Source organism: Collimonas sp. OK307, assembly GCF_900113705.1.
GTDB lineage: Bacteria > Pseudomonadota > Gammaproteobacteria > Burkholderiales > Burkholderiaceae_D > Collimonas.
On sequence record NZ_FOQI01000001.1, the window covers coordinates 205,433 to 218,466 of the forward strand.

At 56.3% G+C, this 13,034-nt stretch carries 10 protein-coding genes; 6 read left to right on the forward strand and 4 right to left on the reverse strand.

Features of this window, described 5'->3' with window-relative positions; genetic code table 11:
• Window positions 1-13: 13 nt before the first annotated feature.
• Together cyoB and cyoA are read right to left on the reverse strand one after the other, a co-directional pair.
• Window positions 14-2,017 carry a cytochrome o ubiquinol oxidase subunit I gene (gene cyoB / locus BM205_RS00985; protein WP_092411815.1) on the reverse strand — a complete coding sequence of 668 codons (2,004 nt, stop codon included), beginning with the start codon at window positions 2,015-2,017 and terminating at the stop codon, window positions 14-16.
• Window positions 2,018-2,122: 105 nt separating this feature from the next.
• A complete protein-coding gene (gene cyoA / locus BM205_RS00990) occupies window positions 2,123-3,061 on the reverse strand; it encodes a ubiquinol oxidase subunit II (protein ID WP_092411816.1) in 939 nt (312 codons plus the stop codon).
• Between the two features lie 231 nt (window positions 3,062-3,292).
• On the opposite strand from cyoA, the gene BM205_RS00995 reads away from it, so the two are divergent.
• Window positions 3,293-4,642 carry an MFS transporter gene (locus BM205_RS00995; protein WP_092412612.1) on the forward strand — a complete coding sequence of 450 codons (1,350 nt, stop codon included), beginning with the start codon at window positions 3,293-3,295 and terminating at the stop codon, window positions 4,640-4,642.
• A gap of 107 nt (window positions 4,643-4,749) precedes the next feature.
• On the opposite strand, the gene BM205_RS01000 is transcribed toward BM205_RS00995, so the two are convergent.
• Window positions 4,750-5,079 carry a CCDC90 family protein gene (locus BM205_RS01000; protein ID WP_092411817.1) on the reverse strand — a complete coding sequence of 110 codons (330 nt, stop codon included), beginning with the start codon at window positions 5,077-5,079 and terminating at the stop codon, window positions 4,750-4,752.
• Between the two features lie 113 nt (window positions 5,080-5,192).
• The gene (locus BM205_RS01005) at window positions 5,193-5,957 is read right to left on the reverse strand and encodes a helix-turn-helix domain-containing protein (protein WP_175511111.1); all 765 of its coding nucleotides are present in this window, start codon (window positions 5,955-5,957) and stop codon (window positions 5,193-5,195) included.
• Window positions 5,958-6,127: 170 nt separating this feature from the next.
• Between BM205_RS01005 and BM205_RS01010 the strand changes: the two genes are divergently transcribed.
• From BM205_RS01010 to BM205_RS01030, 5 genes are all read left to right on the forward strand, one after another.
• Window positions 6,128-7,849, forward strand: a complete 1,722-nt coding sequence (locus BM205_RS01010) for an N-acyl-D-amino-acid deacylase family protein (protein ID WP_092411819.1) — start codon at window positions 6,128-6,130, stop codon at window positions 7,847-7,849.
• A gap of 94 nt (window positions 7,850-7,943) precedes the next feature.
• Window positions 7,944-8,915 carry a Rieske 2Fe-2S domain-containing protein gene (locus BM205_RS01015; protein ID WP_092411820.1) on the forward strand — a complete coding sequence of 324 codons (972 nt, stop codon included), beginning with the start codon at window positions 7,944-7,946 and terminating at the stop codon, window positions 8,913-8,915.
• A 114-nt stretch (window positions 8,916-9,029) separates the two neighbouring features.
• Window positions 9,030-10,403 carry a DUF1329 domain-containing protein gene (locus tag BM205_RS01020; RefSeq protein ID WP_092411821.1) on the forward strand — a complete coding sequence of 458 codons (1,374 nt, stop codon included), beginning with the start codon at window positions 9,030-9,032 and terminating at the stop codon, window positions 10,401-10,403.
• A 278-nt stretch (window positions 10,404-10,681) separates the two neighbouring features.
• Window positions 10,682-11,644 (forward strand): sulfonate ABC transporter substrate-binding protein, encoded by a 963-nt coding sequence (locus BM205_RS01025; protein WP_092411822.1) that lies wholly within the window; start codon window positions 10,682-10,684, stop codon window positions 11,642-11,644.
• A 20-nt stretch (window positions 11,645-11,664) separates the two neighbouring features.
• On the forward strand, window positions 11,665-12,966 hold the full coding sequence (locus tag BM205_RS01030) for an LLM class flavin-dependent oxidoreductase (protein ID WP_092411823.1): 1,302 nt from the start codon (window positions 11,665-11,667) through the stop codon (window positions 12,964-12,966).
• Window positions 12,967-13,034 lie beyond the last annotated feature (68 nt).

Consider the following 13,034-nt stretch of genomic DNA (forward strand, 5'->3'; position numbering starts at 1 on the left):
AGTTTGTGTAATCTCAGACATGGCTACCCAGCAAACGTGTGCGTTCACCCTCGGTGCGGACGACTTCGTCCGCCGAGATGTAGTAATCGCGGTTGTAGTTGAAGGTGTGGGTGATGACCGCCGCTACCAATGCCGCAAAGCCGAGGCCTGCCACCAGCCACATTTGCCAGATCAGGGCGAAGCCGCAGGCTGCTGCGAGCCCGGCGATGATGATGCCGGCGCCGGTGTTCTTCGGCATGTGGATGGCAGTAAAGCCATCTTGCGGCCGGGCGTAGCCCTGGCTCTTCATGTCGTGCCAGGCGTCATTGTCATACACCTTCGGTGTGAAAGCGAAGTTGTAGTCTGGCGGCGGTGACGAAGTCGACCATTCCAGGGTGCGCGCACCCCATGGATCGCCGGTGTGGTCGCGCAGCGCTTCACGATTACGATAGCTGACGACCAGTTGCACCAGGAACGAGCCGATGCCGAGGGCGATCAATACCGCGCCGACAGCTGCGATCTGGAACCAGATCTGCAGTGACGGATCTTCGAAGTGGCCCAGGCGGCGTGTTACGCCCATCAAGCCAAGCACGTACAACGGCATGAAGGCGACGTAGAAACCGATAGTCCAGAACCAGAAGCTGCACTTGCCCCAGAAATCATCCAGCTTGTAGCCGAACGCTTTCGGGAACCAGAAATTGATACCCGCAAACATGCCGAACAGGACGCCGCCGATGATCACGTTATGGAAGTGGGCGATCAGGAACAAGCTGTTATGCAAGACGAAGTCGGCTGGCGGCACCGCCAACAGCACGCCGGTCATGCCGCCGATGACGAAAGTGATCATGAAACCGATAGTCCACAGCATTGGTACTTCGAAGCGGATGCGGCCGCGATACATGGTGAACAGCCAGTTGAATATCTTGGCGCCGGTCGGGATCGAAATGATCATCGTCGTGATGCCGAAGAAGGAGTTGACGCTGGCGCCCGAGCCCATGGTGAAGAAGTGATGCAGCCACACCAGGTAGGACAGGATGGTGATCACCACGGTGGCGTAGACCATCGAGGTATAACCGAACAGGCGCTTGCTGCTGAACGTCGCAACGATTTCCGAGAAAATACCGAACGCCGGCAGGATCAGGATGTACACCTCCGGGTGACCCCAGATCCAGATCAGGTTGACGTACATCATGGCGTTGCCGCCCATGTCATTGGTAAAGAAATTAGTGCCGAAGATACGGTCCACGGACAACATGCCGAGCACTGCGGTCAGTACCGGGAAAGCGGCCACGATCAGCACGTTGGTGCACAAGGCGGTCCAGGTGAATACCGGCATCTTCATCATGTTCATGCCTGGCGCGCGCATCTTGACGATGGTCACAATCAGGTTGACGCCGGATAGCAGCGTCCCGACCCCGGCAATCTGCAGCGCCCATATATAGTAATCGACCCCCACATCCGGACTGGCAAGAATGCCCGACAGCGGCGGATACGCCAGCCAGCCGGTACGCGCAAATTCGCCGACGAACAAGGAAACCATGACCAGGCCGCCGCCGAAGGCAGTCATCCAGAAACTGAAGTTGTTCAGGAAGGGGAAGGCAACGTCGCGCGCACCGATCTGCAGCGGCACGATGTAGTTCATCAGGCCGGTAACCAATGGCATGGCGACGAAAAAAATCATGATCACGCCGTGCGCGGTGAAGATCTGGTCGTAGTGATGCGGCGGCAGGAAGCCGGCCGAATCGCCAAAGGCAAACGCTTGCTGGGCGCGCATCATCAAGGCGTCGGCGAAGCCGCGCAGCAGCATCACGAGGCCCAGGACGCAGTACATGATACCGATCTTCTTGTGATCGATACTGGTGAACCAGTCACGCCATAAAGTGCCCCACACGCGGAAATACGTCAGCGCGCCAAGCACTGCGATACCGCCGATGGCTACCATGGCAAAGGTCACCAGCAGGATCGGTTCATGATAGGGAATGGCTTCCCAGGTGAGACGGCCGAAGATCAGCTTGGTCAGATCAATATTGTCTAGCATCGTTACTTTCCGGTGAAAAAGGGAAACGCGGCTCGCATCATACATCCAGCATATTCAGCACCGCCGCAGGCAGAGCCGAGCGCTGCCTGCTCATGTTGCAAGCGATTAGTCATTGTGCTTCGTCATGTTCTTCATGTCATGGCTACCGTCCGCAGCCATCATCTTGTCCATGCACATCTGGCCAGGCTCGATGCACCGGTTGAGGATGGCGTGGTACAGGCTCGGATCGACCGCGCCGTAGTAACGTACCGGCTCCTTCTCGCTTGGCTTCTCGAGTTGCAGGTAATCGGCCCGATCCAGTTTACGGCTTGCTGCCTTGGTGGTTTGCACCCAGTGCTCGAAATTCTCCGGTGTCATGCCGTGGAATTTGAACTTCATGTCAGAGAACCCGGCGCCGCTGTAGTTAGCGGAGAAACCGTCGTACTCGCCGGGCCGGTTGATCACGGCGTTCAGGGAAGTCTGCATGCCCGGCATGGCGTAGATCTGGCCGGCCAGGGCGGGAATGAAGAAGGAATTCATGATCGCCGACGAGGTGATCTTGAAGCGGATCGGCATGTCGACCGGCGCCGCCAGTTCATTGACAGTAGCGATGCCTTGTTCCGGATAGATGAACAGCCACTTCCAGTCCAGCGCCACTACTTCTACCGTAAGCGTCTTGGTGTCTGCGGGAATCGGACGATCCGCATCCAGGCGCGATATCGGCCGGTACGGATCAAGGGTGTGGGTGCTGATCCAGGTCAGGAGGCCGAGTGCGATGATGATGAGCAGCGGCGCGCCCCAGATCACCAGCTCCAGCTGGGTCGAGTGATCCCAGTCAGGTTCATAACGTGCCGCAGTGTTATTTTTGCGGTAGCGCCAGGCAAACCATATGGTCAGAGCGATCACCGGAACGATAATCAGCAGCATCAAAATGGTAGAGACAACGATGAGGCGACCCTGCTGCGAGGCGATGTCGCCTGATGGATTCATCACCACCGTGTTGCAACCAGCCAACAAAACGAGGGGAAGGAGGAGCAATCCACGCCGAAATATGTGAGAAACCATAGGGGAAAAGTACCGTCAAAGCTATCAGATCGTGCTAATGTATCACCGACTGGTATGCGTTGGCGATTGGACGTTTTGTCCTACCCTTGCCAGTGTAGGGCTTCGTAAGTAATGAAGCTTAAAAGCTTAAAAGTTCCATTATTTGCAAGTGCTGCACTTCATCATCGGGAAGGGTTCGACACGGCCAGTTGGCGTGCCATTAATAGAAACCTAATAAGAGACAATATTATGATGACGAGCACCCATAGCCATAATGGCGAAGTTTCCGCTAATTTCTCGTCGCATTCGACCGTCAGTGATGCGCAAAATGCCAAATCAGATCATTCAAAAATCGCCCCGGGCGAGATCGCTATCGGCGTAGTTATTGGCCGCGCGTCTGAATATTTCGATTTTTTCGTGTACGCCATGGCCTCGGTGCTGGTGTTTCCCTCTGTTTTCTTCCCGTTCGAGCAGCAACTGGAAGGCACGCTGTACTCCTTTGTGATTTTCTCCTTTGCCTTTCTGGCAAGGCCTTTCGGCACCGTGCTGTTCATGGCGATCCAGCAACGACTAGGGCGTGAGGTCAAATTGACTGCGGCGCTATTCATTCTGGGTATTTCCACGGCCGGCATCGCTTTCCTGCCGACTTTCCAACACCTCGGCTTCGCCTCGATCGTCCTGCTGGCGCTGTTGCGCATTGGCCAGGGCATTGCGTTGGGCGGCTCCTGGGATGGCCTGCCCTCGCTGCTGGCGCTGAATGCACCGCAAAACAAGCGCGGCTGGTACGCCATGCTGGGCCAGTTGGGCGCACCGGTCGGCTTCATGATCGCCGGCGGCCTGTTTGCCTATCTGATATCGAATTTGACTACGGAAGACTTCCTCGACTGGGGCTGGCGCTATCCGTTCTACGTGGCGTTTGCTATCAACGTCGTGGCGCTGTTCGCCCGCTTGCGCCTGGTGTCGACGCCGGAATACGCCCATCTGCTCGACGAGCGCGAACTGGAACCGACCAATGCGCTTGAAATGACGCGTTCACAAGGCCGTAATGTCATCATCGGCGCCCTGGCCGCCTTGGCCAGCTACGCACTGTTCCATCTGGTCACGGTATTTCCGCTGTCATGGATCAGCCTGTATTCGATGCGCTCGGTGAGCGACTTCCTGATTCTCCAGGTCATTGGCGCGGGACTCATGGCGCTCGGCGTGATCGCTTCCGGCTTGATTGCCGACCGCTTCGGACGTCGCACCACCCTTGGCGCCTGCGCCTTGCTGATCGCGGTGCTGAGCGCCTTTGTGCCGACCTTGATGAATGGCGGGGATATTGGTCAAAACGTATTCATTCTGCTTGGTTTCAGCTTGCTTGGACTATCCTATGGCCAGGCTGCCGGCGCCGTCACTGCCAACTTCCCTGCAAAGTATCGTTATACCGGCGCAGCCCTCACCTCCGATCTGTCCTGGCTGGTGGGCGCCGGTTTTGCTCCACTGGTGGCGCTTGGCCTGTCTGCGCATTTCGGCCTGGCGTATGTCAGCTTTTACCTGCTGTCAGGAGCGGCTTGTTCGATGGCTGCGCTCAGCCTTAATCGCGCTTTGGAAATCCGCGACTAGTCGACAATACATACGACATCAATCCGGCATCATGAAGCGGGCCAGTGCCCAGGCACTGGCCCGCTACCGTTTCGACCATCAACGGCCGAATTACGAGAAAGGCATGATCAAGCGACCCACTTTGGCAGCACGGTCAAAGCGCCAAGAGCGAATACAACGATGCCGCCTAACTTGACAGTTAAGCGTAATTCGAATTTTTCAAACTTGGCGTCAATACGCGCCTCCATTGCGTGCATGTCTTTACGCACATCATCAATGTCGCGCTTTACATCATCAATGTCACGCTTTACGTCGTCAACATCATGTTTGGTCGCAACATCAGCCGCCTCATGCGAATCACGAACCGCATCGGAAAGTGCTTCGGCCTGCAAAAAGGGGATTCCCGCAGCCTCCAGCGTCTTTACAAATTTCAAGGTATCAAATGCCACGGTTGCCATGCTACCTCCTGTCCTTACGATTTTAACAGGCTACCTGACATGATCTGATGAAGTCTATAAGGCACTAACCTAACTTATACAGGGAATGGACGCGTTGTTGCGTCCACCTGGATTCACGCACTAACCCGCTTCGGCTTCGACGGCAGGCCACCCAGATCGATCTGACTGGAAGCAATCATGAGCGAATACCACGCCTTCGGCGCCGGTGAAGCATTTCGCTCGGCATCGCCAAGCAAACGGATATTGCGCTGAAAATCCCGAATCATTTCTTCCAGCCGGATCAGCGATGCATCCGACAGGCGGACCATCTCGGCGCCCCAAGGGATGCCCGGCCGCACGGGGGTTGATTTGGCATGTTCAGCCATGATCCACTGGGCGACCTGGTTGCGCATCGGGCCATCCTTGCGCCATTCGACGTCGCGCGCGGTCAACAAGCGCACTTCATTGCCCGGCAACAGATCAATCAGGCGTAAATTATCCAACCGGGCCAGGTAACTGACCAAGGCCGCCTGCTCCAGACCATGTTCTCGCCAGAGTTCGTCCGGCGACCCTGAGCGCAAGATGATGGCGAACACAAATGCCAGGTTCCTGTCGTCGGCCAGTACCTGCTCTTGCTCAACACTGAGCTGACGCAAGCGGGCATCGGCATCGCGCGTAGTAATTTCGATTAACTCAATCAGATTCACATCGGCAAAGGCACAAAGATCTTCGAGTCGTTCGATCGTCATGCCTTTGCATGCGAACCAGCGCTTGAGGGTGGGTTCGCTCACCGCCAGCGTTTGCGCCATCTCGCGATAACCGATACCTCGGGCGCGCAACAAGCGCTTCAGGCATGCCACCAGCAGGGGCAGTTGTCGGTCGCTTTTTTGTCTCGCCAAATTTTTTTCCATCGACTCTTCCCTGAGCAATTGATGCCAGCGGGTGCTGAACACGTTAGTTTGATCTAAAAAGGATCATTCTATGATCCTTTTTAGAAATAGTCCCGCCAAGAAATAGCTAGTCCTAAGATAGCCTCGCAAGACTTAAAAACCACAAAGGAGAGAGACGAATGGCTGATCTGTTGATTCGAGGCGGAACCGTGGTGGATGGCACAGGTGCACCAGGATTCCTGGCCGATGTACGCATGCGCGGCGACACGATTGCGGAAATCGGGCGCAACCTGCCGCACCAGGGCGAGCGCATCTTCGATGCAAAAGGATGCTATGTAACGCCGGGCTTTATCGAAGCCCACACCCATTACGACGGCACCATGTGGTGGCAGCCTGATCTCGATCCGATGCCTGGTTATGGCGTGACCACAACCATCATGGGGAACTGCGGTTTTTCGGTGGCGCCGGTGCACGAAGATCCGGCGGTGCGCATGGAAATGGTCAAGATATTTTCGTTCTTCGAAGATATCCCGAGCGAACCTTTCGTCAGTGCGGTTGCCTGGGACTGGAGAACCTGGTCTGCCTATAAAGAATCGCTGAGCAAAAAGGTCAAGGTGTCGGCCAATATCGCCAGTTTCGTCGGCCATATCGCTTTACGCCTGGCGGTAATGGGCCTGCAAGCCTGGGACCGGGCCGCGACTCCCGACGAAATCGCCCGTATGTGCGCGCTGCTGGAAGATGCCCTGGGCGCCGGCGCGCTGGGCTTGTCCTCAAACTTGCACGATCACGATGGTGATGACCGTCCGGTCCCTAGCCTGCTAGCCGACGATGCCGAATTCAAGGCGCTGATCACAGTGCTGGACCGATTCCCCGGAACTTCGCTGCAAGTCATCGTCGACACCTTCATGCGCAAGACCGGGCCGGCAGAGGTCGACCGCATCAGCCGTCTGTGCCAGGGTCATACGGTGCGGGTGCAATGGCTCGGCGTGCCTACCCTGCAGTTCCAGAAAGACATCCAGGGCCCGATGATCGAGCAGCACGAGCGCTTCAAAAGTGAAGGACGGGATTTCTGGACCGGCTTTACCCATGTTTCCCCGACCTATACCTTGAGTGTCAATCGCTCCCTGATCTTTGCCCAGTCCAACGACTATGCCTGGCACGAAGTCGTGCTGGCCGACACCGAGGCCGCCAAAATCGCCCTGCTGCGCGATCCTGAATGGCGCGCCCGCGCTCGTCACTCATGGGACCACGATGCATGGCGTCACTCGCCGATGGCGCAACCGCAGAATCTCTACCTGCTCAATTCCGACAATGGCGTTGGCCCGGTCAAGCTGAGCGTGGCGGAGTATGCAGAAGGACTAGGCTTGCATGCCTCTGACGCAATGGCTGAATGGCTGATCCATAACGGCTTGCAATCGACGGTGCATCTTGCGCCTTTCGACATCGACGAGGAAATGGTAGTCCGCCTGCTAAAAGATCCGTACACGGTGGGCAATATCAGCGACGCCGGCGCGCACGGCCAGATGTTGTGCGGCGGTGGCGAAAACATGCGGCTGTTCACCCATTACGTCCAGCAGACCGGCGCATTGACTATTGAAGAAGCCGTCCATGTCCAGACCGGCAAACTGGCAAATCATTTTTCACTGAACGACCGCGGCGAAATCAAAGTCGGCAAGCGTGCCGACATCACAGTCTTCCACCTGGACGAAATCAAACATCGTGAAATGAAGAAAGTGTTCGATGTACCAGATGGCAACGGCGGCAATATCTGGCGCTGGACGCGCGATCCGGCGCCGGTTCGCCTGACGCTGGTCAACGGCACGCCGACCTTCGACGACGGCAAGTTCACCAAAGCCTTCCCGGGCCAGCTGATCGGCCCCGTCGTACAGGAATTTGCCTGACCTGTATGCCCTGCGCCCGTGCGCAGGGTGCCTGATCGTTATTGAATCTCTTATTGAATGCGTAGGTCAACCTCAAAACAGGAGCGGCAGCATCATGTCAAGTATCCAACCCATTCCAATGAAATTCCGCGTGCCAGAAATTGCCTTTCCCAGAGGCTGGTACTGCGTCGCCGACGCCCACGAAATCAGTGCCGACACGCTGAAGCCGGTCAGCTACCTGAACCAGCAACTGATCGTATACCGCACTAAATCCGGTGCTGCCCAGGTAGCCGATGCTTATTGCCCCCATCTCGGCGCTCACCTGGCTTCGCACGACGGTTGCATCAAGGACGGTGCGATTACCTGCCCCTTTCACAAATGGAAATGGGATGGCGCCGAGGGTCATTGCGTCGATGTCCCCTACGCCGGGATACCGCAATCGAACAGCCTTAGCCTTACATTGCACCTGACCAGGGAAGTCGACGGCATGGTGTTGATGTGGTACCACCCGCAGGGCGAAATGCCGGATTTCGAACCATACGTCAGCACCGCATTGCAGCAGGATAAGTGGGTGCTGTTCGACACCCGGCAATGGGTCAGCACCAGCCCGTTCCGCGATATTTTCGAGAACCTGTTCGATACCGCCCATATTGTGCAACTGCACGGCGCTGCCAACATGCCGGTGATGCGCAATATGGATCGCAAGCCGCATGGCCTGTTCGTGGACTATCAGATCGATCCCGATGCCGAGCAGTTCAGCATCAAGAATCTGGAAGTGAATTTTACCGGCGTCACGACCATCAATCAGTTGTTCGAGGGTCAAGGCTGGGCCACCAATTTCGTTATCTCCACCACGCCGATCGACAACGAAAGTTTCTTGCAAACGATACGTTTGTACGTCAAGGATCTCGGTTCCAAGGAAATCAATGAAATGGTCGGCAAGCCATGGATCGAGCGCTTTACATTTGAAGTCGAGCAGGACTTCAAAGTGCTCAATTACAAGAAGCACCTGACCCATCCCCGGCTGTGCAGCGGCGACGGGCCGATCTACCAATATCGGGAGTATGCAAAACAGTATTACGCCTGAGGCGACGGCAACAATTGAGACGCACTCCAGGCAAGCGGACAGTTCGGCATTGCCCGGGACAGCGTTTGACAGGGATTTGAGGTAGTAATTTGAATCACCAATGGAGGAGACAAATTGAGCCATCGCACAACATTCTGTGTCGCACTTGCCGTTTGCGGATTAGCCTGCAGCGGATTAACCAGGCAGGCCGATGCCAAAGGGACCGCGCAGGAAGTACAGTCGCTAGGGAATGAACTGACTTGCACGGGCAGTGAAAAAGCGGGGAACAAAGAAGGCACGATTCCCGCGTTCAGCGGCAAGTGGACTGGCATACCGCCGAGCGTCAACTACAAAGGAACCGGTACTGCCTATCCGGACCCGTACGCCAGCGAAAAGCCGTCGTTTGTGATCACCGTCAAGAACATGCAAAACTACGAGGACAAACTTTCGGAAGGACAAAAGGCGCTTTTCAAAAAATATCCGGAGACTTTCCAGATGCCGGTATATCCGACCCATCGCGATTTCGGCTATGACAATTCGGTCTGCAAGATTGCCAGGGAAAATGCCGCCAAGGCCGAACTGGAAGACGGCGGGACCGGTTTGAATGCCCTGAACGGGGCGCCGCCGTTCCCGATTCCAAAAAACGGCCTGGAGCTGCTGTGGAACCATCAGCTTGCCTCGATTGTATTTACCTACAATGGCTTGCAGGACCAGGCGGTGGTTTATCCGAACGGTTCGATTGCCTGGGGCAAGGTACGTTTTGAAATATTCTCTCCGGCGCTGATGCCGAATGCCCAGAGCAAGACCGACGGCGTCTACGCCCACTTCAAAGTGAAAACCTTGTTGCCGGAACGGGACAAAGGCGCCATCACCGTCGGCGTGGAATACTACAATCACCAGAAGACACCGCGCCTGGGTTATATGTACAACCCGGGCACACGGCGAGTGCGTCAATTGCCTGCATATGGCTTCGACATGCCGCAGGGACCAGGCGGTTTCCGCACCATAGATGACGATCGCCTGTTCAACGGTTCGCCTGAACGCTACGATTGGAAGATTGTCGGCAAAAAGGAAATGTACGTGCCTTGGGACGCCTACCGGATCCAGGAGCCGAGCGTCAAGTACACCGATCTTCTCAAGCCGAACCATGTCAACCCGGAATATATGCGCTACGAACTGCGTCGGGTCTGGGTGCTCGAAGCCAAGTTGAAAGAAGGCTTCCGTCATCAATACGGGCGACGCGTCATGTATCTGGATGAGGATAGCTGGAACGGCATGATGTCGGATAACTACGATATGCGCGGCCAGCTCTGGCGCGTCGCGATGGTGAATTATTTCTATGCCTACGATGCCGGATCCTATATCAACAGCACCTCGGTTTATCATGACCTGAGTTCAGGCGCCTATATGACCGACAAGATGACTAATACTCAGGCGCCGGTTATCAATGCCGGTGGCGTGTCGGCGACGAATTTCACACCCGATTCGGCGCGCATGGAAGGTTTGTAAACCTCTTGGCGACGGCTATCGAGTCCGTATCGGTAGCCGCCTTCGAATTACTTCTTAATTGCTACGCAATTTCTCAAACGCAGGCCCGGACAAATGTAAATTAGATTGCGTATATACATCCGCGCGCAACAAGATCCCTTGCACTTCCTGGCCATATACCTAAATCGATTTAGCAACGTCGAAACCATTCGTTTTCTCCCGTTCCAGTATTGATTAGGATTCGAAGTCGGGCAGCCCGGGCTGGCGCCAACCAAATCAATCAAAAGGGAAGATAAGCGATGACGACCATATTCAACAAAAGACGCCTGCTGTTGCAGGGCCTGGGCGCAACAGCGGTGTTTGCCACCGTGCCGGCTTTCGCTGCCGAAGAGCGCACGCTGCGCATCGGTTACCAGAAATTCAATACGCTCAATATCTTGAAGGGCAGCGGCAACCTGGAACAGGCTTTGCAACCGCTGGGATGGAAAGTCAAATGGTTCGAATTTGCAGCCGGCCCGCAATTGACTGAAGCATTGAATGGTGGCGCCATCGATTTTGGCCATGCTGCCGATACGCCCTCCGCATTTGCCAATGCCGCCGGGGTCAATGCGGTGTATCTTGCCGCCGAACAGCCGTATCCGAAAGGCATAGGTATTTTTGTTGTGCAAGATTCCCCCATCCGTTCAGTGAAAGAATTGAAAGGCAAGAAGATCGCCCTCGGCCGCGGCTGGAATGTGCAGTATTTGCTGGTACGGGCGCTGGAGGAAGCAGGCTTGAGCTACAACGACATCGTTCCGGTCTACGTCACCAACGCAGCCGATGTGCGCGCGACTTTTCAGTCCGGCAATGTCGATGCGGCGACCCTGTGGGATCCTTACCTGGCCGGCCAGCAAATCTCGACCAGCCCGCGCATCCTGCGCGATGGCACCGGCTTATCCAACAATCGTACCTTCCACCTGGCCAATCCCGAATTCGTCGATCGCAACAAAAACATTATCCGGACGCTGTTTGCCGAACTGAAAAAGACCAACGCCTGGGCCCAGTCGCATCCGCAGGAAACCGCCACGTTGCTGGCGCCGCAGCTGGGTGTCGATCCCAAGGTATTGCAACTGGCGACAGAGCGCCGCAACTACACCACCGTGCCGATAGATGCCGCCATCATCGCCGAGCAGCAGCAAATCGTCGAGGTGTTCTACAAACTGAACCTGATCAAGACGCAGGTGCAAGTCAAAGACAAGGTGTACGCGGAAGTCTTGCTGTAACCGTTACGGAAAATATCATCATGCATCTGGCAGCCTTCCTGATCGCCGGCAATGCCGCCCACAGCCAGGTACTGTGGCGCCACCCGGACAGCAGCCCGGGTGGCTTTCTGAAACTCGATTATTACGCCCGCATAGCGCAAACGCTGGAACGAGGGAAATTCGATTTACTGTTTTTCGCCGACCGGCTTGCGGTATCGACCCGCTTCGGCGGCGATCATCGCTATGGCGTCAGCCACGGCGACCAGGATGCGACCCGGCTCGATCCTTTGCCTGTGCTGGGTGCGCTGGCAGCACTTACCAGCAAGATAGGATTGGGGGCGACGCGTTCGACTACCTATTCCCAACCTTACAGCCTGGCGCGTGAATTTGCGACGCTGGATCATCTGTCGTCCGGCCGCGCCGCATGGAACGTGGTGACTTCCGTCAACCAGGGTGAAGCTGATAATTTCGGCCTGCACCATACGTTAAGCCACGATGCGCGCTATGACCGCGCCGACGAATTTCTCGACGTGGTTCATCAATTGTGGGGTAGCTGGGCGCCGGATGCGTTGTTACTGGAAGCCGGCACCGGCCGTTATGCAAACGCCGACCTGGTATCGGCGATCAGCCACAACGGCAACTACTTCAATGTGCGCGGACCGCTGAATATTCCGGCTACGCCACAGCGCGGCCCGGTCATCATACAAGCCGGATCGTCACAACGCGGCCAGGATTTTGCCGCCCGCTGGTCCGAAATCGTGTTCGGGATCCAGCCCGATCTGGCGCGCATGCAGCGTTTTTATCAAGACCTGAAAAGCCGCGCCGCCAAATTCGGCCGCAAGGCCAGCGACATCAAGGTACTTACCGCCGTCATGCCGTTTGTGGCCAACTCGCGCGCCGAAGCCGAAGACAAACAGGCGCAGCACAATGCCTTGGTTGATCCTGTCGTCGGTTTGTCGACGCTATCGAGTCACATGAATGTGGACTTTTCCGGTTACGCGCTGGATGCGCCGATAGCCGATCTGGAGGTGGCCGGCATGCAGGGTTTGTTCAATCTGATCCGGGAATTATCGGCCGAACGCCATTTGACGCTGGCCGACATCGGCCGCATGTATGCCAGCGGCGTGCTGGTGCCTCAGGTGGCCGGCACCGCAGATGACATCGCCGACTGGATGGGCAGCATCGTGGCGCAACGTGGCGCGGACGGCTTTGTCATCACGCCAGTGCATTTGCCGCACGGATTCGAGGATTTCGTCGACCTGGTGGTGCCGGAACTGCAACGGCGTGGAGAATTCCGGCAGGATTATCAAGGCGACACCCTGCGCAGTTATCTGCAAGGCTGACAAGGCTTACAGTACAGCTCTGCTCGCATACTTCACTCAATTCATCCGCTATAGGCAGGCGAATATCG